The organism is Pseudomonadota bacterium (assembly GCA_039033415.1).
Lineage (GTDB): Bacteria > Pseudomonadota > Gammaproteobacteria > Xanthomonadales > SZUA-38 > JANQOZ01.
Genome location: JBCCCR010000017.1, coordinates 1 through 19,659, shown reverse-complemented (window position 1 = coordinate 19,659; position 19,659 = coordinate 1). Strand labels below are relative to the sequence as shown.

Sequence of the window (19,659 nt, the reverse complement as noted above, 5' to 3'; positions counted from 1 at the left end):
CTCAGGTGGTCAGGTCATGGATAACGCGCTGAACCCACCGTTCTCGACGGGCCGCCTGGCGGTCACGGGTGGCGTCATCGAGCTCAAAGCTGTCGATGACTTGCGGTCCGCCAAAGCCGTGCTTTTCCGCCAGCGCCTCATGAACGTCTAGCCGATCGCGAAGCGCGGAGATTTCCATGGCCAGGCGCATCACCACATCGACGAGTTGATCAGCGCCGACCTCGCTGACAAAGCCAGGTTTGCCGCGCTGGGGTTTCAGCAAAAGCTCGCTGACGGAAGCCGAGTCGCTCATGCCGCTGCCCCCGGGCGTGCGCCAAACACGTAGTAGTCGCGCGATGGACCCGCAGCGACATAGCGGGCGAAACACTCCTCCTCCGCAAAACCGCCTTTTTGCATCATCTTTATGACGCTGCTGTCTGCAAAACCGGTCCAGAAGGGCTCGCCGTTATTTTCGACCTGCCAGCTGTTGGTCACCTGCTCGACCAGGCTGATACGCTCGGGCTGGTAGGGAACATCGATATTGACCATCATGCCGCCAGGCGCCAAAAGTCGCTTGGCTTCAGCAAAGATCGCGGGCGCCTTGTCGTGCCACGTTTCATGAAACATGATCTGGGAAACAATCAGGTCGAACGTCCCTGCTTCCAGGCCCGTTTCGGCGGCGTCCGCCTGCCGGTAGTGAATCGGCACGCGAGCTTCCTCAGCCCAGAGATGGGCAAACCGCACGAACGACGCAGAAAGGTCGACGCCGTAAACTTCCGCCTCGGGGAAGTACTGCTTCAGGCCAAACGTCACCGTCCCAGGCCCGCACCCCATGTCGAGAATACGGAGCGGCTTCTTGCCCTCCAGCATCGGCTCAACCATTTTGGCCACGCCCTGACCGACAAAAGAAAACGGTGAGTCGGCGCTGCTGGAGAAGCCCTTCGCTGACGTGTAAAGCATCAGCGTGCCGGCATAGAGAGCGGCGGCCGTCAGATTGCCGCCAGCGAAAAAGTAGCCCCCGGGCTGGCGATGGATTTCCGTACTGCCGATCGGCTCGGGCATTTCCAGTTCGGGGTTTAGTGCCAGCGTGCCGACTGACTCACCCTGCTCCAGCTCCGCAGCCCGGGTTTCCAGGCGGGCGACCGTCCGATCGACGGTATCGCCGACGGTCTCCCACATCAGGTCCTGCGAGGTATAGGTCAACGAACCCCACATCTGAAAAAGCGGGTCGCTCTTCAATGCCTGCGTCGCCTCGTCGCGGTTCGTGGGTGTATGCCCATGGTGCTGCTCGAAGCTTGGCGCGCACACCTCGTCGTAGCGCTGGGTAAGCCGCCGCTCAAGATTGGCGTTGATCTGCCGCTTTAGCGCGCCAACGAACGCCTGCCGTGCGGCCTCATCCTGATTCGGTTGGTAGATTTGCGTGAAGTTGTCGCTCATGTACTCAATCTCCCTGCCCCAGCTTCGGCAGCGACAGCGGCTCGTTGGGGATCATCATGGTTTTTTCTTCCGTCAGCAGCTCCACGGAAGCGCGAAGGCCGTCGCGACCGACACCCGACTGCTTGTAGCCGCCGAAGGGGGCGCGCAGATCTCGAGTCAGCGGCGTGTTGACCCATACGGTCCCGGCCTTAATCTGCCGGCTTGCGCGCATCACTGTCGGCAGGTCGTCTGACCACAGGTAGCTGACAAGCCCGAAGTCTGACTCATTAGCCATCGCCACCGCCTCATCCAACGTGTCGAATGTCAGCAGTGACGCAAAGGGGCCAAAGATCTCTTCCTGACAAACCCGGGTCTGATTGCTGCTCGCCATGACCGCGGTGGGCTCCATAAAATACCCGGCTTCGAAGCCGGGGGCGGGTTTACCGCCGACCAGCACTTCGCCACCTTCCTCCCGCGCCACGTCGACGTACGACAGGACACGCTGGTAGTGCGCGGCAAACGCCATCGCTCCGACTTCGGTCTGCGGATCAAACGGGTCGCCGACGCGGATATTAGCCAGGCGGCCGGTGAATTTTTCGACAAACTCATTAGCGATCCCTCGCTGGAGTAGGATTCGGGAACCGGCCAGACACTGTGATCCGTTGCCGGCCAGGATCGCCAGCAGCGAGCCGTCGATGGCCGTCTCGAGGTTTGCCGAGTCGGTCACGATGTTGGCGGACTTTCCGCCCAGCTCCATGCCGACCTTTTTGAGGCTTTGTGCAGCACTGGCCATGATGACCTTGCCTGTTTCGGTGCCGCCCACAAAACCGACGACGTCGACGCCGGGGTGGCGTACCAGCGCATCGCCAGTGACGGGCCCTCGGCCGTTCACCAGGTTGACAACGCCGGGCGGCAGGTCGGCCTCGTGCAGCACCTCGACAAACCGACGGAGTGAGTACGGGCAGTATTCGGAAGGTTTGAGCACCACGGTATTACCGAGGCTGAGTGCCGCCGCCAGCTTCATCGACACCAGGACCAGCGGGGCATTCCAGGGCGTCAGCAGCGCAGCCACGCCCGCCGGTTCGTGAGTGACGACCGAGAGATAGTTGCCGGTCTGTGTGAAGCTTTCCCCGGCCAGAGTTCCCGCCACCTCGGAGAAAAAATCGAAGTTTTCGATCGTGCGGGGCATGTGCATGGCGTGGATACCGCTCAGCGGCAGGCCGACTTCCAGGGCCTGGATCACGGCAAGCTCTTCCTGGTGCTTTTCGATGACGTCACAGATCCGCCGCAGCACTCCCTTGCGCTGGCTGTGCGGGAGCGTCGGCCAGGCGGTGCCATCAAAGGCCGCTCGGGCAGCCCGAACGGCCCTGTCGACATCCGCTGCGCTGCTCTCATCCAGCTCGTAGAGCGGGGTTTCGGTCGCCGGGCAAATGGCCGTCAGTTGAAAGTCGCCATGGGCAGGCAGGCTCTCGCCGTCAACGAACCCTGTGACAACTTTCGGCAACGTCAGCTTGTACTCCTGTTTGACCGCTTCGACGGACCGAACCTGCTTCCCGGGTGCCCGATTCATGACTTACTCCCGAACGCGCTTCCTGAATAAGTTAATAGTTTAATCCACCCACATACAGGTGAGGTGAAAATCTGCTATGTTCCGCCCACTTGGTTGACGGGAAACGCGCTTGAACTGGGGCATGATCGGATGGGGTGCGGGATCTTTTGGGACCGGCACCGTGTACAACGCGCTGGCCTTGTTCGGCCTGTTCTATCTCACCACGGTTGTCGGGCTCGAGCCCGCGCTGGCCGGATCGCTGTTTTTTATCACCAAACTGTACGACGCGGTCTCGGACCCGCTGATGGGCATGATCAGCGACCGAACCCGGCACCGGCTCGGCAAACGTCGCCCCTACCTGCTCGCGGGCGGTGTCTTGCTAGGTTTGTCCTTTTGGCTGATTTTTCTGATTGAACCCTTGTCCACCACAGCCGTGACGGTCACGATTGTCGTGCTGGCGCTCCTGTTTCACGCCACCGCCTACACCGTGTTTTCGGTGCCCTACCTGGCGATTCCCGCGGAGATGACCCGCGATTACGACGAGCGAACAAAAATGATGTCGTACCGGGTCCTGTTTCTGATGCTGGGCGTGATGCTCGGCTCGGTCGGCGGGCCGAAGCTCGTAGCGCTCGGCGGGGAGGGCCAGGCCGGCTATCAGCTCATGGCGCTGGTGTTCGCGGCGGTTGCCGCCGGTGCCGGATGCCTCGCTTTTTTCTCAACGGCCAGCCACACCCGGCTCACCGTGGGCGGTACAACGGCGGCTGAACAGACCGCGGGCTTTGCGGACGGGCTAAAGCTGCTGCTCCGCAATCGCCCTTTCCTCCTGCTGGTGGGCGTCAAGCTGCTGCAGCTCGCTGCGCTGGCCAGCGTGCTCGCCAGCGCCCCCTATCTGTTTCGCTTCGTGCTGCAGCTCAGCACCGCCGATATCGGCAACTACCTGCTGGTTTTTACGCTCGCAGGACTGGTCTCCATTCCACTCTGGCGCCCGGTGATCGACCGGATCGGCAAACGAAACACCTACATCATTTGCGTCACGCTGTATGCGCTGGCCATCGCCACCTGGGTGCTTTGGACCGCGACGGAGCCCGGCTGGCTGATCTATGCGCGGGCCGTGCTGATCGGCGTCGGTTCCACGGGCGGCCTGCTTTGCGGCCAGGCCCTGCTGCCTGACACCATGGAGTACGGACGACTGGCCAGCGGTAAAGACAACGCCGGTGCCTACAGCGGTATCTTTACTACCACCGAAAAGCTCGCAGGCGCTCTCGGGCCGCTGGTGGTAGGGGTGGCGCTGAGCGCCGCCGGGCTGATCAAGGGGAATGTGGGCGCAGAGGCGCAGCCCGAGTCCGCCATTACCGCGGTCCTGTGGTGTGCATCATTGCTGCCAGCGGTCCTAAACCTCGCAACCATCCCGATACTGCTCAAGTACAACCTCAGCAAAGAACGGCTGGCGGAGCTCAGGCTGGCAGCCGAGCGCTGATCGACTGGTCAGGGGACGCTCCCGGCGCCGACCGTCAGTTGCAGCCGCTTTGCGCCAGGGTGGTCAGCTGGCTGAAGCGGAGCGAATCCGGGGCTAGCGTCGGGTCGTCGGGACTCCAGCTCGCCACAAACTCGCGCTCATCGGTAAAGTCGAAGGTCAGGGTCCCCCAACGCTCGACAAGCGCCGCGTCCGCCGTGAAGGCCGGCGGAAACTGCCCCGCCCGGCCGGCAAACGCTTCGGATTCCACCATCCCATCGGCAAAAGTGCCGCTGCCAACGAGCCAGAGCTGACGGCCGTTGCGATAGTGGAACCACGACCAGGCAATGCCAGGCTCGCCGCTGGTCTCCACCGTTTCGAGCACCATGCCGTGCCCGTCCTGTGCCGCGTTGAAATAGACTGACGTGGAACAGAGCGACACCGGCATGCCGGGCACCGCGATATCTTTCGGCTGACTCAGGCGCGCCATGGCCAGCGTCCCGTTTTGGCCGCGCTCAAAGGCTGACTGCCAACGCAGCGAGAGCGAGTCCTCATCGCGGAACACCAGCTCTAGCTGTCCCCACGGCTCTCTTACGATGTTGGCCGGATCAAAGGCAGCACCAAATTCGCCGCCCCGGGTGACCGTCATGTCGACCACCGCCCGATCGCGATTGATCTCACCAGTCCCGATGAGCCAGCGCGGCTCACCGTTGTCGTAAACGTACCAGGTCACCAGCAGCTGGGGCGCGGCCTCGCCGTCGATCAGCTGCACCTGGATGCCGTGGCCCGGCTGCGTTGGGTCAAACCACAGGCCGTTCACCGCAGAGGTCAGCGTATATCCGGGCGCGCCGTCCACCTCGCTCAGCGGCACTCGCCAGACTCCTCGGCCGTAGGTGAAGGCAAAGAGATAGGCGGTACCGGCCGCCTGCGGTTCGTTGATCACCACCCGCTCAACAATCGCCCCGCCGAAGCCGGTCTCTTCGACCTGCCAGTTCTGACCGCCGTCAGCCGTGAAGAAGACCCCCAGATCGGTGCCGACGTACAGGGAATCGGGCTCCTCGGGATGCACCGCCAGCGAGTGGACCGGTACGTCGGGCAGACGCCCTGCCCCGCTGCCGTCGATCGGCTGGAAACTCAGTCCACCATCGATCGATCGAAAGACGTGGTCGCCGCCGAAATTCGAATAGGTAGCGTAGGCAACGTCGGGATTACCTGGGTCAAAGGTCAGCGACGACACCCAGCCCTGCCGGGGCGCCGTCTCATTCGGAACGGTTGCCTGCGTGGCCGCGTCACCGGAGGCAATGCGATAAATGGCGTTGCCCGTGCCAACCAGGACCGCTGTTCCCCCACTCGCGGCAGCCAGCGCATTGGTCTTATCGTAAAACGTGTTCCCAAAAGTTGATGAGGCACGGTTCCAGATCTGACCGTCAAAATTTCCGCGAAACAGGCGCTTGCCGCCGACAAACACGGTCGAGGGGTTGTCGGGGTTCAGCACAAACGGCGTGATAAACATGAACTCATCGCGGTCTAGCGCTTCTTCCCGGAGCCGGTCCGCCAGGACGGTGTACTGAAGACTCCGATCGATCCGCGCGATGTACCCATTCTGAGCGGATACGTAGAGAAACTCATCAATCGGATTAAAGGCCGTGTAGCTGCCGTCTCCGCCAAAAAAATTCACCCACTGGTCGGGAAACTCCGGATGATTGAAAACATCGGTTCCGTTGTCTTGCATACCACCAAGCACCAGCTGGCCATCCGGGGACACGCTGCCGTGATAGAACTGCGTGGTGGTGTAGTCGCGCACCTCGGCATCGAAGTTCACGCCCGAGGTGAGCACCGTCCGGTAGCCATCACGAGTTCGGTTGGTTGGCGCCGATTGATTGCGAGCGCGCCAGACACCGCCGTCGTTCCCCACCCAAAGTTGACCGGACTCGTCGAACACCAGCGCATGGATATCAGGATGCATCTCAGGCCCCTGCGACGCGGGCACGTCACGGTCGGCGAAATAGTTGGAGGTCAGCCCAAACTCTCGTCCGCCGTCGTCCGATCGATACAGCTGCATGCCGCCAACCCACACCACCTCGGGGTCGAACGGGTCAACGGCGATCGCCTGGTTGTACCAGCCCGCTCCGTATGGCGTATTGCCATCGGTCCGCGCCTGCCACGCAAACGACAGCATCCACGTACTCACCGGGTCGCTGCTGGTGTTTCGCAGGGTGGCCTCCCAGGTAGCGCCGGCGTCGTTGCTGCGAAAGACGCCGTGCAGGCCGTTGTCGTAGTCGCCGACGCCGTCACCGGTTTTGTCCGGACCCGGCTGCGTGCTGGCACTGAGGGCGTAGACGACGTTGGGGTCACCGGCAAAAGCCGCCAGTGAGGTTCTTCCCATGCCGGGCTCCGTGAGCACCACGTCCCAGGCGTCGGACTGTTCGGCCGCCGCGTTCAGGAGAATGCGGGCGTCACACGGACCCATGCAGCCGTCCGGGAGGAGCCCCGGTAGAAAATAGCGATCGTCTGTTGAACGGGACGCACAGGTGGCGAGCAGACGGTCACCACCGCCGAAGTCGAGCAGCTCCAGGTCCGTGCACCCCTCAAAGCGATTGGTGTCGCCATCCATCGTTGACAGGGATACCGAAAACGTGGCGCCGCCGTTATCCGATCGCCAGACGCCGGTGTTGGTGGCAGCATAGATCCGGTTTGGGTTGCCGGGTGAAATCACCAGGTCGCTGACGTAGAGAAAGTTGTCGTTGACGGTGGCCGACAGCTGCACCCAGTCTTCGCCGCCGTTGGTGGACTTAAAGATGCCCGAACCGGTCATGCTGGCGTAAGGCCGGTTGGTGCGTCGGTACAGCTCACCGGTGCCGGCATACATCACCAGCCCCGGATCTGCGCCTGGCGTTGACGCGACCGCCAAAGCCCCAACATTCGTGTTACTCAGCCGGTCTCCAAGCGGGCGCCAGCGACCGTTATCGAAACGCCAGACCCCACCCGATACGCCGGCGGCATACATGCGCCGCTGATCGTCAAAAACGATCCGTCGCGTGCGGCCACCCTTTCGATCAGGCCCCAGCGACTCCCAGGCCGCGGCCGCCTTCTCGCTGAACCGCTGACCGTAGCGTTTTGCCGCGTTGGCGCTCGGCAGCCTTGCCGCTGCCGCCCGAGCGCGGTCTAGACCCTGTGCCGGCAGTTCCGCACCGCCCGCCGGAAGGCGCCTCAGTACGTGAAAGTGGGCGCGCTCATAGGCGTGGGCTTTCGGCAGTTCGAGTGCCTCGCGAGGGATCCTGGGACCAGGCGCCGACGGCTCAGGCCGCCACCAGAGCCAGCAGAGACCAAGCAACGTCAGCAGCGCCGTCGTGCGGACAAGCATCATGGGCCACCATTTTCTACGGCAGATGCCGTACATCATAGCGGCTTTTGAGGCCGGCAGATGCGCTTAGATCGACTGGTCCTGTTCGAACAGCTGCTCCAGCTCAGCGCGCCCTCGCTTACCGATTTCAATCAGTGCTTCCATGTCTTCCTCTTTCCCAACCGCTTGCTCCAGGACAGCCTCGTCGTGGTTCGCAAACAGCTGGGCACGGCGCATCGCCGCCCCTTCGCTGTAGCCCAGGGCAACCAGCGTGCTGGTGGCGGTGTTGAGGCTGCTGTGCCAGGTTTCGCGCACCACCTGCGAGCAGCCAGCACCCCGAAGCTGCAGTGCGTTAACCCGGTTGCGCGCCCGCGCCAGCACCTGAAGCTTCGGAAAGTGCTCTCGGCACAGCTCAACGATATGCAGCGTCGTATCCGGGTCGTCGATGGCGACCACAAACACTCGGGCATGCGCGATGCCCGCGGCGTAAAGCAGCTCCAGCTGGGAAGCGTCACCAAAAGAGACCTGATTGCCGAAACGTTTAACAAATTCGATCTGCCGAGGATCTTTATCGAGTGCCGTAAACGGGATATTCCCAGCCTGCAGAATGCGCCCGACAATCTGGCCGTAGCGGCCAAAACCCGCGATGATCACCTCCGGCTCGCGTTCCATGCCGGAGCGATCATCCGGGTCAGCCATGGCGCCATCCTTGCCGCCGCTCAGGCGCTCAAAGAGCACCAACAGCGGCGCCGTCAGCGCCATCGACATGCCGACCACCAGGGTCACCAGGCTGGCCGTCTCCTGGCTGAGGTGGTCACCGGTCACCATCTGGGTAAGCAGCACAAAAGCAAATTCACCACCCTGTGAAAGCAGCAGGCCCATGGTCAATCCTTCTCTGAGAGTGGCGCCACGGACCTTGAGCGCCACGGCGATGACCGCGGTCTTAACCGCCATCAGTGCCAGTGCAAAGCCCAGGATCAGCACCGGCTGCTGGGCCAGCAGACTCAGGTCGAGCGTCATGCCGATGGCCATGAAGAACAGTCCCAGCAGCAGCCCCTTAAATGAATTGATGTCGGCCTCAAGCTGGTGCCGATAGTCGGACGTCGCCAGCACAATACCGGCCATGAATGCCCCTAAGCCGGCTGACAAGCCCACCATCTGCATGACGCCGGCGTACCCCAGCACAATGAAGAGCGCGGTGGCGGCCATGATTTCGCGGCTTGCGTAGGCAGCAATCAATTTCAGCAGGGGTTTGAGCAAGAACCGACCCGCCAGCAGCAGACCGACCACCGCAGCGACACCGACCAGCGTGTTGGGCTGGTGCTCCAGCGCCGCGGTGGACTTGGCCGTCGCGCCAACCACCAGCACCAGCGGTATCACCGCAATATCCTGCAGCAGCAGGATCGAGAAACCCCGCCGACCGAGCTGACTGCCGAGTATCTTGCGCTCTTCCATCAGCTGCAGGGCAAACGCGGTGGACGACAGCGCCAAAACAAAGCCGAGCAACAACGCCAGCCCCCACGCCAGGCCGAGCAGCATGAGGAGCAAGCCCAGCAGCGCGCCGCTGATCAGCAGCTGGCTGAGCCCGGTGAACACAATGTTTCGACGAAGCTGCCATAGCTTTGCCGGCTCCAGCTCTAGGCCGATGACAAAGAGCAGCATGATTACGCCCACCTCGGCGAAGTGCAGCACGTCGCTCGGGTTTTCCACGAGCGCAAAGCCCGACGGCCCGAGCGAAACACCGGCAGCCAGATAGCCGAGTACCGCACCCAGCCCGGAGCGGCGGAACAGCGGCACAAAGACAATCGCCGCGCCCAGATACGCCAGCGGCTTCAGCAGAAAATGGGACTCATCCACTATCGGATCCTGTTTAGAACGGTTCGATCGATTGCTATTGTCATGGCCTGGCCGGCTTGTGGGAAGCCCGAGCCTGTAGAAAAAGCGGCCAGGCGGTTGCCCTTGGCCGGGCAACACGCGTATACAGTCACGATTCTATCCAGAGCCCTCACCGCCGATGCCCCAATCCGCTCAAGATCTGCTGCAGCAGAAGTTTGGCTTCGACACGTTTCGCGGCGAGCAGCAGCGCATCATCGAGGCGGTGATCGGGGGCTCCGACGTCCTGGTGCTCATGCCGACAGGCGGCGGGAAATCCCTTTGTTATCAGCTTCCGGCGCTGATCCGTCCGGGTGTTGCGCTGGTGGTGTCACCGCTGATTGCGCTGATGGCTGATCAGGTGGCAGCGCTGCGAGAACTGGGTATTGCGGCGGCCTGCCTCAACTCGTCGATGACCAGCGAGGACCAGGCGTCCGTCTGGGGGGCTGTCCAGACGGGCAAACTCGACCTGCTTTACGTCGCTCCGGAGCGGCTCAACCAATCAGGCACCCGAGCACGTCTGGCCAACTGTCCGCTGGCGTTGATCGCCATCGACGAAGCGCACTGCGTATCGCAGTGGGGGCATGATTTTCGACCGGACTACCTGCAGCTTGGCGAGCTCCGCGAAACTTTCCCAGGGGTTCCTATGATGGCGTTGACCGCCACAGCGGATCGCGAGACTCGCGAAGATATCGTCCAACGTCTGAAGCTGCAGACCCCGCAACGGTTCGTCAGCGGCTTTGATCGACCCAATATTTCGTACCACGTCCAGCCACGCACCGACGAGCGTCGTCAGCTGGCCGCATTCCTGGAACCGTTTCGCGGCCAGTCCGGCATCGTCTACTGTCTGGCCCGCAAGAAGGTCGACGCAATCGCCGAGTGGTTGGCGTCGAAAGGCTGGCCCGCCCTGCCCTACCACGCAGGGATGGACGGCGAGCAGCGCGAACGACACCAGCAGCGATTTGCCACGGAAGACGGCATCGTGATCGTGGCCACGATCGCGTTCGGCATGGGCATCGACAAACCCGACGTGCGGTTTGTCGCCCACCTGGATCTCCCAAAGAGCATGGAAGCGTATTACCAGGAAACCGGGCGCGCTGGGCGCGACGGGGAGCCGGCCACCGCGTGGATGGTCTACGGTCTGCAGGACGTGGTTCGACTGAAGCAGATGATGGACGCGAGTGAGGCCGCGGACCACATCAAAGCGCTGGAGAAGCGCAAGCTCGATGCCCTGCTCGGATGGTGTGAGGTAAGCAGCTGCCGGCGGGCCCCGCTGCTCGCTTACTTCGACGATCCGAACGTGATGGAGCGCTGCGGCAACTGCGACAACTGCTTGAACCCGACCACAACGTTTGACGGGACCGACGCTGCGCGGAAATTCCTTTCTTGCGTTTACCGTTGCGGCCAGCGCTTTGGCGCGGGCCACATCATCGATGTGCTGCGCGGTGGCGACACCGCCAAAATTCGTCAGTACGGACACGATCGGCTGAGCACCTACGGCATCGGCCAAGAGCTTTCGACGGCGCGTTGGCGATCGGTTGCCCGTCAGCTCATCGTCCACGGCTATCTGGTGGCTGACGCCGAACTGTTCGGCGCACTCAGGCTTACCGAGCAATGCCGCGATCTGCTGAAGGGCGAGGCCACGCTTGAGCTGCGCCAGGATCCAAAGCCGGTTGCCAGCGTTGGCGGCCGCAGCCGAGCCAGCGCAAAAGTTGTGCTGGATCCTGCCAGCGCACCGCTGTGGGAAGCGCTACGCGACTGTCGACGACGGCTGGCCGAGGAGCTCAAGCTGCCGCCCTACGTGATCTTCCACGATTCCACGCTGCGTCAGATGGCCACCAGCAAACCGACCGACGCCGCGTCGCTTCTTGAGATCAACGGGGTCGGTGAGACCAAGCTGGAGCGCTACGGTCGCGAGTTCCTTGCCGTCCTGGAGTCGTACGCCGAGTAGCGGAAACGCCGGCCGGACTCGCTTTTGCCGCGAGCTTCCAACCACAGAATCTTTCTCACGTTTTTTCACACTCGGCCAGTCGAGGTATGCTGGCGTGATGGCAACTCGACTCAATGCCCTGGATCTGGCGTTCCTGGGCCTGGAAACACAGAAAACGCCGGTGAACGTCGCCTCGCTCCAGATCTTCGAGCCACCGGCTGACTACGCGGGGCATTTCGTTCGCGATCTGCTGGCCAATCTTCAGACTTTGCCACCAGGACCGCCGTTCAATCTGAGGCTGAGCAGCACGAGCGTCCTCACCGCCCCATCCTGGGTCGAAGACGACCACTTTGATCTCAACTATCACGTTCGCCATTCGGCGCTCCCGCAGCCCGGCTCGATGGCGGACCTGCTCTCACTCGTGTCGCGGCTGCACAGCCGGGTGATGGACCGTGAACGACCGCTGTGGGAATTCCACATCATCGAGGGCCTGGAGGGCGGCCGCTTTGCCATCTACATGAAGATGCACCACGCGGCGATCGACGGCATGGGCGGCATTGCGCTGCTCGAGGCCTGTCTCAGCACCGAGCCTGACGCCCCCCTCAAAGCCCCCTGGGCGGGCCTCGCTACGAAGAGCCGTGGCCGGCGCAGCAGCGGCAGCCTGCTGGGACTTCCGGCTCGGCTTCGCCGCCGTCTCCTGGGACAGGCCCAGATGGGGATCGATCTCGGGAAGCTCCTGGTCGGTCACGGCATGAAAGCCGTCGGCCTTCAGCCGGATGATTCGCCGGCGCCGTTCACCGCACCCAAAACCATCTTCAACGTTCCGGTTTCCGGGGCCAGAAAATTTGGCGCTACCAGCATGCCGCTGCACGAGCTCAAAGCGCTCGGTAAGGCAACCGGCGCCACCGTCAACGATATCGTGCTGGCCATCTGCAGCGGTGCCATTCGCGAGTACCTAAGGGAGCACAAGGCGCTGCCCAAAAGGTCTTTGGTCGCCAGCGTTCCGGTGTCGATTCGCCAGATCAATCGCAGCGGTAACCAGATCACCTACGTCAGCGCCAGGCTAGCCACCCACCGCAAAACGCCGCTGGGCCGGCTCGCCGATATCGGCCGTTCAACCCGGGCGGCCAAGAAAGAGGTGGCCAACGTTCTCCCCTCAGCGTCAATCAATTTTGCGGTGATGGCCCAGGGCCTGGTAGCGGTGCTCAATCGACTCGGGGCCACCGACCTCGTCCCGCCCCCGGCCAACGTGGTGATCTCAAACGTGCCCGGCCCCAGACAGCTTCTCTACTTTGCCGGCGCCCAGCTCAAAGCCGGGTATCCGCTGTCGGTGCTCGTGGACGGCCAGGCGCTCAATATCACCGTGCTTAGCTACGTCGACTCCGTCGATTTTGGCGTGATGGCCTGCCGGGATGCGGTGCCGGACGTCGATGTGCTCAGCCGACTGCTGCAAAAGGCGTTTCTCGAGCTGAAGGCGGCGGCCGCCGCCAACCCCGTGGCGGAGGACCCAGCGACAGAGGCCAGCGAGACCAAGCCCCGGCGAAAACGAAAAGCCACTTCGCGCACTGCCAAGAAGGTCGCCAAGAAGGCCAGCAAGAAAGCCAGCAAGAAGACCCAGGCAAAGGCCGCTCGAAAGACGTCGAACGCAGCCCGCAAAAAAGCTTCGGCGGGATCAAAGCCTGGCGCCGACAGTAAGGCGGCCAGGACAGCTGGATCGGTGAACGGTACCGGCACCAAAAAGAAACGTCGGAAGAAAGCGAGCCGCAAGCGGGCCGCACCGACGCCCAGCGCGCAAACGGCCGACGGTCGACCGCTCAAAAGCCTCCGCCAGCGACGCGGGGCTAGCTAGCGCTGCCTCGATCGGCCGGCCCGGCCAGGCGCTTGAGTTCAGCACCGTGGGTCGCCTCTTCGACCGCCGTTTTGAGCTGAGCCATCCGAAACGGTTTGGTCAGCACCACAAACTCATCGGTGCATGACTGCGTTCGACCTGTGGTTACCATGACGGCCAAGTGAGGGTGGTCCCCGCGAACCTGACGAACCAGGGTCAGGCCATCCATCGACCCCGAAAGGCCGATATCAGCAACAAGCAGTGCAGGCGAACCTGAGCTTCGCAGGTTTTCCAGCGCGGCCTCCGCACTCTCAACGTGGGTGACGTCATAACCCAACTGCTCCAGGCCGGTGGTCAGCACAGCGGCGACACCGGGATGATCTTCGACCAGAAGAGCCGAAGCGTCCTCGGACATCGACCAGTTTGCTTCACCATCGAGTTTCGGGCCCTCGGCTGAACCGGGAATCATGGCGGCGTCGGAACGTCGTTCCGGCAGCGCTTGACTCGCCGGATTATGGCCGATCACGTTTTGCTCCCTGATTGGAGCCGCGGGGAGCTGAAGCGTGATCCTGGCTCCGGCTTTCGGCGCATTGCCGAGCAGCAGCTTGCCACCCGACTGCTGGGCGAAACCCGCCACCATGCTGAGCCCGAGACCCGTGCCGCCCGAGTCGCCGCGCGTCGTGAAATACGGTTCGGTCCCACGGTTCAGCACTTCTTTGGACATTCCCCTGCCCGAGTCGGTGACCTGAATATTGACCAGCGGCGGGCTGGCGCCGGCGACCGGGAAAACGGCGATCGCCACCTCACCCTGCTCGTTCATCGCGTCGCGCGCGTTGATCACAAGATTCAGCAGCGCTGTACTGAGCGCACTGGCGTCAACCACCGCGGCGGCCGGGCAGAGTCGCGACGACAGGGTAATGCTGGGCCCCAGCGTTCTCTGAAGCAGAGACTCAACCTCCTCGATGAAAAAGTCCAGCCGCAGGTACTGCGGATTGAGAGGCTGCATGCGGGCATAAGACAGCAGGCTGCGCGTCAGACCAGAGCCGGAGTCGATGGCAGCCTCAATCTCATCAAGCAAGGCGCACTGCTGCGCTGTCGCCCCGCGGCGCAGCTCTTCAGCGGAGCGCGCCAGCACCATGAGCACGTTGTTAAAGTCGTGGGTGATCCCCTGGGTCAACTGCCCGACCGCACGCTCTTTTTCTACGAGCGCCAACTCACGCGCCAGCTTGGCCCGCTGAGACTGCAGTTTGGCGGTCTGCTCCGCTTGCGCCGAGAGTTCCGCGGTGCGCTCGACCACCTGCCGTTCCAATTCCTGATTCGCCTTCAGACGCGCGTCGGAAACCAGTCGCGAGCTTCGATGGCTGACGAGCACGAAGATCAGCGCACAAACCAGCAGGCTGCCAAATAGGACGCCGTTGCGCACGTAGCGATCGGTGCGGGCAGCCGCGCTCGCGGCGATCCCGCGCTGCTCCAGCAAACTCAGCTCGTTTTCCCGATTGGCAACATCAGTTGCCACCTGGAGCATGGAGAGTCGGCTCTCGTAGTTCTCGCCGATCTGCTCCTGCCGGCGCTCAAACAGACGCCGACTCAGCTCCAGTGCACGAGGAAAGTCGCCAGCCCTTTCGTAGATCGCCTGAAGTTTTTCCAGCGCTTCGAGATGTTCCGAAACGCCCGCGCCGGAGGTGTGCTCCAAAACGCGGAAGAGCAACTGCTGGGCAACCACGTCCTGACCCTCAAGGATTTCGAGGTCAGCCTGAACCAGCTCAAGCTGGCAATGGCGCAGGTTGTTTCTATCGGTCGCCTCGATGAGCGCCAGCCCCCGCTCCAAATCCTGGCGGGTCTCATCGAGCTGCCCGGTAGCGAGCCTTGCTTTGGCCCGGACCAGCAGACCGTTGCTCACCGCATCGGGGGAAAACGTTTCAGGAGGGCTATCGAGCAGCGGGGATAGGCCTTCGATGGCTTTGTCCGGTTGGTCGAGGCCGAGTCGAGCCAGCCCTAGATAGGTTTGTGCAATCAGCTGTCGCTGGTGCTGCTCGGTTTCGATCGCCCAGTCCAACCCTGCCTGCAGGTTCACCGTTGCCTGCCGGTATTGTCCGGCGGCGATATGCACCAGCCCAAGATTAAAAAACAGCAGCGTGGCCAGGGGATCATCCGGCGCAACAATCGACGTCAGCTCGCTCGCCTCGTCGTAGGCCACCAGCGCTTCGTCGATCAAGCCTCGCTCATAAAGCATCAGGCCCCGATTCATCAGCGCGTTGCCCAGTTGAGCGGCGCTTCCGCTGCGCCGTGCATGACCGATCGCTAGCGCAATATTTTCCATCGCCTCGACGGGCCGCCCGTCGCGAAATGCCGCGATGGCGCGGGCCCTCATAAGATGGGAAGCAACGAAGGGGCTGATCTTGGCGGGATCCTCCGCTACGGCGCAGTGTTTGAGGGCGCGCCCCATATCGCCCCACACCAGCCAGTTGTAGCACTGTACCGCCTCAGCGAAGACCGCCTCATCCGATCCGCGGCTCCAGGCAAACGCCTCCCGCGCGGTCTCCAAATGACCGAGCGCTGCCTTGCCTCGGGTCGGCGCAAGCTTGTGAGCCAGGAGCAGATTAGCCCTGGCCGCGTCGATGTCTGTAAACGGCCGCTGGGTCACCAACAGCTGCTCAGCGGTGAGCTGGTCGAGCTGGCGCCAGCTGGTTGCCGCCATGACCGGCTGCAGCCAAAGGAGCACAAGCGACGTCGCCAGAAAGCTTAACGCGCTGTTTTTGATCACATTATTTCCACACTCCCCCTAGCCGAAGTATGCGCCTCGGCGTTGGGTCTTGCAATCCCCAGACAGGCGAGCTACATACCAGTCAATGAAACCACAGCAGGCGACACCTCTCATGAGCTATCAGGCAGCGGTTGAGGAACTCAACAAGAACCTCGAGCTTTACCTCAATGCCAAGTGTGACCCGGCGGTGCAGAACCTGAGCAAAGCCGTCTACCAGCTGACCGTCGCCATCGAAGCCGATTTCAAGGAACAGCAGCGCCAGCTGAAGGCTATTCGGCGCCAGCTCGACGCGCTCCAGCGTTAGTGCCTAGCCTCACCGACGGCCAGCGGCTCGCGGCGCTGCTGGCGCTGGCGGTTGTGCTGATCGGCAGCGGCATCGGGCTCAAGGACCCCTGGCCGTCCGACGAGCCTCGCTTTGCGCTGGTTGCCTGGGAGATGGTTGAGAGCGGGGAATGGTTCTTTCCACGCCGCGGCGGAGAGCTGTATCCCGACAAACCACCAATGTATATGTGGAGCCAGGCGGTTGTCCTGAAGCTTACCGGCTCGCTTCGCCTGTCCCACACCCTGCCCAGCCTGCTCTATGGGCTGATCACGCTGCTGCTGGTGTTCGATCTGGGTCGACGCATCTGGGACGGGAAAACGGCAACGGCCGCGGCTCTGCTCCTGCTGGCGTCACCGCAGTTTGTGCTCGAGGCACGGGCCGGTCAGGTCGACGCCATGGTGACCGCATGGATCGCGCTAGGCGTCTACGGGTTTCTTCGCCATATCCTGCTCGGGCCGGCGCCCGGCTGGCTCCTGGTCGGCTTTGCGGCCTGCGGCTTTGGCACCATCACAAAAGGTGTTGGGTTCCTGCCGCTGCTGATGTTGCTACTGCTGCTCCCGCTGCGGCGCCAATCGCTGCCCGGACGGGTTGGCGGCTATGGCCTGGCGGGGTTCGGCGTAATGCTGCTGGCGGCGTGCTGCTGGCTGCTGCCGATGCTCTGGCTCGTGAACAGTGCGGCTGATCCCGCCTACGACGCCTACCGGGACAACATCTTGATGCAGCAGACGGCCGAGCGTTACGCCCGGCCCAGCCACCATTTCAAGCCGCCGTGGTACTTTCTTACCAACGTCATTCCTGCCCTGTGGTTGCCGGTTTTCTTGCTGCTCCCTGGCCTGGTTCCCTATTGGTGGAAACAGCTGCGCAGGCCCGAGCCTGTGACGGTGCTGCTCCTCGGCTGGGCGGCGCTGGTGCTGCTGTTCTTTTCCTTAAGCCCCGCCAAGCGAGGCGTTTACATCCTCCCCGCCCTGCCCTGGGTCTGCCTCGCGGCGGCACCAGTACTGCCTGCTCTGCTGCAAAAAGGATGGGCGAAAACCGGCGCTTGGCTGGTTCCTTTAGCGCTCGGCGTGCTGCTGGTCGCTGCGGCCTCCTGGCTTAGCTTCGGTGACCCGGAACGAGCCGCGGAGCTCGCCGATCGCTATGGCATCAGCCTGCCGGCCACGCTCGCGCTTGCCGGCGGAAGCGTTGTCGTTGCCGTGGGGCTCCTGCGGCGTTTCGCCGGCGGCCCGTTCCTGGGGATGATGGGCGCGCTGTGGCTCACCATGGGGCTGTGGGTCTATCCGCGCCTGGACGACGTGAAGTCGGGCCGCGACCTGCTGCTGAGGGTGGAACAGGCGCTTGGGCCTAATACGCCACTGGCGCTGGTGGACTGGAAAGAGCAAACGATCCTGCAGTCGCGCCGGCCAACCACCAATTTTGGCTTTCTTGTGCCCGTTGAGGATCAAGCTAAAGCCGCCGTCAACTGGCTCGCGGCCAATCCCAGTGGTAAGGTTTTGCTTCAGGAAAAAGATATAGTTTATTGTTTTGAAGAGGGTTTATCGGTCGATCTAGGCATCGCACATCGACGCGAATGGCGCTTGGTGGGGCCTGAGAACGTCAGCTGCTCACTGTCTGAGGTGGCGTCGGCCACCGCGATTGAGCAGCACCAGATTACGGCCATACAAGATAGGTAGTGCGATCGTACCGGCAATCAGGGGCGCTTTGTCGAGATGCATCGCGTAGATCAGATTCAGGGTGCTGCCCCAGAAGCTGAGGTGCCAGAAATACCAGGGTACCACCAGCGACTTCTCTTTCTCCGAGCTCAGCCACTGCAGTAAAAAGCGGGACCCGAAAACGGCTGCGCCGGCAAACCCCAGGACCGTCCACCACAATGAGTCCGCATAAAGCCAGTTACCGACCAGCGGATCCAACAGCGGCTGGAGAAAGCCCTGCCCTCCCTGCTCACACTCATTCATCACTGGCCATCTCCGCACGCTGCGTTGCCGAAAGAGGAAATCGCCGGCGGCGGAGCCAGCGAACCCCCAGCATGTCGACGATACCGACCCACAGCCGGTTTCCTACGCCGTATTTGGAGATCCCCGCCTGGCGGGGTCGGTGGTTCACCGGCAAATTGATAATGCCAACCCCCTGGGCAGCAAACAGCGCCGGGAGGAAGCGGTGCATATGATTGAACTGCGGCAGCAGCAGGAAGTCTTGTCGACGAAAGAGTTTCAGCGAGCAACCGGTATCCGGACAGTTGTCCCCTAGCGCCCACTGGCGGATCCCGTTGGCGACCCGCGAAGAAAGGCGACGAATAAAGGTGTCTTTTCGGTTGACCCGGTTCCCCGCGACCAGCACCGGCTCTTTGGCGGCTTGCACTGCCTCCAGCAGGGTCGGAATATCTGCCGGATCGTTTTGCAGATCACCGTCGAGGGTCGCAATCAGCGAACCGCTGGCGGCCGCAATCCCGGTGCAAAGCGCCGCAGACTGCCCAGCGTTTCTTGGATGGGTCACAACCACAATCCCGAACTCATCACGGAGCTGACTCAGGACGGGCCCGGAGTCGTCGCTGCTCCCGTCGTCGACCAGCACCAGCTCGAATTCAACCCGCTCCTGCAAAGCGGAAAAAACCTGCTTGACCAGAGGCTCGAGGTTATCGCTTTCGTTATAGACCGGAATAACTACCGAAAGGTCCATGTCTTGCTCCACCCTGTATGTATCGGGCGCAACCCGATCCCTTCGGAGGCGCAAAGTACGCTGGATGTCCGAACATGTCCACAGGGAGTGTTTACGGGAGATTTTTTTGCTACAATAGTGGGCTTTGTTGGTTAACGGAACGCCGCCATGAAAGTCTTGTCATCGCTCAAGTCAGCCAAACAGCGCCACCGCGACTGCAAGGTGGTCCGCCGTCGCGGCAAGCTGTTTGTCATCTGCAAATCCAATCCGCGGTTTAAGGCGCGCCAGCGCTAACCCAGCGGCGGGCTCTGTGTGAAGAGCCCTTAGATGTTCGTAGGAAATCCTGCCTCGGCAGGATTTTTTTTGGCCTGAGGTTTTGTGGACCGTGCGGTGCCAGTGTCCTGTTTGAAAAGTTCGTTGCGTTTCAGAGCCCCGTTGGGCGCCAAGAACAAGGCGCATCGCGCCAACCATGGCCGTAGCCCTTGGCTAGCGATGCAACGCCGTTATTGGCGCCCAAGGGGGCTCCCTTCGGGCGCGTCCCACAAGGCCTG

At 62.4% G+C, this 19,659-nt stretch carries 14 protein-coding genes; 6 read left to right on the top strand and 8 right to left on the bottom strand.

From position 1 onward, the window contains the following. Position 1: 1 nt before the first annotated feature. From AAF358_14890 to AAF358_14880, 3 genes are read right to left on the bottom strand one after another with little or no spacing between them, the layout of a single operon-like run. Positions 2-292: a hypothetical protein gene (locus tag AAF358_14890; protein ID MEM7706843.1), complete on the bottom strand. Its 291-nt coding sequence runs from the start codon at positions 290-292 to the stop codon at positions 2-4. Next, entirely contained in the window at positions 289-1,416 is a 1,128-nt protein-coding gene (locus tag AAF358_14885; protein MEM7706842.1) for a methyltransferase domain-containing protein, read from the bottom strand. Before AAF358_14885 ends, AAF358_14890 begins: the two co-directional genes overlap by 4 nt. Positions 1,417-1,420: 4 nt before the next feature. Further along, complete coding sequence (locus AAF358_14880) at positions 1,421-2,965, bottom strand: aldehyde dehydrogenase family protein (protein MEM7706841.1); 1,545 nt, start codon at positions 2,963-2,965, stop codon at positions 1,421-1,423. A 121-nt stretch (positions 2,966-3,086) separates the two neighbouring features. Here AAF358_14880 and AAF358_14875 point away from each other — a divergent pair, with 121 nt between their 5' ends. Then, positions 3,087-4,421 (top strand): glycoside-pentoside-hexuronide (GPH):cation symporter, encoded by a 1,335-nt coding sequence (locus AAF358_14875; GenBank protein MEM7706840.1) that lies wholly within the window; start codon positions 3,087-3,089, stop codon positions 4,419-4,421. Positions 4,422-4,455: 34 nt separating this feature from the next. Here AAF358_14875 and AAF358_14870 read toward each other — a convergent pair whose 3' ends face one another. Then, positions 4,456-7,764 carry a hypothetical protein gene (locus tag AAF358_14870; GenBank protein MEM7706839.1) on the bottom strand — a complete coding sequence of 1,103 codons (3,309 nt, stop codon included), beginning with the start codon at positions 7,762-7,764 and terminating at the stop codon, positions 4,456-4,458. Between the two features lie 63 nt (positions 7,765-7,827). Next, positions 7,828-9,597, bottom strand: coding sequence for a monovalent cation:proton antiporter-2 (CPA2) family protein (locus AAF358_14865; GenBank protein ID MEM7706838.1), 1,770 nt, complete (start codon positions 9,595-9,597; stop codon positions 7,828-7,830). Between the two features lie 157 nt (positions 9,598-9,754). Here AAF358_14865 and recQ point away from each other — a divergent pair, with 157 nt between their 5' ends. Beyond that, the gene (gene recQ, locus AAF358_14860) at positions 9,755-11,563 is read left to right on the top strand and encodes a DNA helicase RecQ (GenBank protein MEM7706837.1); all 1,809 of its coding nucleotides are present in this window, start codon (positions 9,755-9,757) and stop codon (positions 11,561-11,563) included. 97 nt (positions 11,564-11,660) lie between these two features. After that, entirely contained in the window at positions 11,661-13,391 is a 1,731-nt protein-coding gene (locus AAF358_14855; protein ID MEM7706836.1) for a wax ester/triacylglycerol synthase family O-acyltransferase, read from the top strand. Here the strand turns inward: AAF358_14855 and AAF358_14850 are convergent. Further along, entirely contained in the window at positions 13,384-16,134 is a 2,751-nt protein-coding gene (locus tag AAF358_14850) for an ATP-binding protein (protein MEM7706835.1), read from the bottom strand. The two genes, AAF358_14855 and AAF358_14850, sit on opposite strands and share 8 nt — an antisense overlap. A gap of 112 nt (positions 16,135-16,246) precedes the next feature. On the opposite strand from AAF358_14850, the gene AAF358_14845 reads away from it, so the two are divergent. Both AAF358_14845 and AAF358_14840 read left to right on the top strand, forming a co-directional pair. Further along, the gene (locus AAF358_14845) at positions 16,247-16,438 is read left to right on the top strand and encodes a hypothetical protein (protein ID MEM7706834.1); all 192 of its coding nucleotides are present in this window, start codon (positions 16,247-16,249) and stop codon (positions 16,436-16,438) included. Further along, complete coding sequence (locus AAF358_14840) at positions 16,438-18,126, top strand: glycosyltransferase family 39 protein (protein MEM7706833.1); 1,689 nt, start codon at positions 16,438-16,440, stop codon at positions 18,124-18,126. The genes AAF358_14845 and AAF358_14840 overlap by 1 nt, the downstream gene beginning before the upstream one ends. Here the strand turns inward: AAF358_14840 and AAF358_14835 are convergent. Together AAF358_14835 and AAF358_14830 are read right to left on the bottom strand one after the other, a co-directional pair. Beyond that, positions 18,058-18,408, bottom strand: a complete 351-nt coding sequence (locus AAF358_14835; protein MEM7706832.1) for a lipid-A-disaccharide synthase N-terminal domain-containing protein — start codon at positions 18,406-18,408, stop codon at positions 18,058-18,060. The genes AAF358_14840 and AAF358_14835 overlap by 69 nt on opposite strands. After that, complete coding sequence (locus tag AAF358_14830) at positions 18,401-19,129, bottom strand: glycosyltransferase family 2 protein (GenBank protein MEM7706831.1); 729 nt, start codon at positions 19,127-19,129, stop codon at positions 18,401-18,403. Before AAF358_14830 ends, AAF358_14835 begins: the two co-directional genes overlap by 8 nt. A gap of 147 nt (positions 19,130-19,276) precedes the next feature. Between AAF358_14830 and ykgO the strand changes: the two genes are divergently transcribed. Continuing rightward, entirely contained in the window at positions 19,277-19,402 is a 126-nt protein-coding gene (gene ykgO, locus AAF358_14825) for a type B 50S ribosomal protein L36 (protein MEM7706830.1), read from the top strand. Positions 19,403-19,659 lie beyond the last annotated feature (257 nt).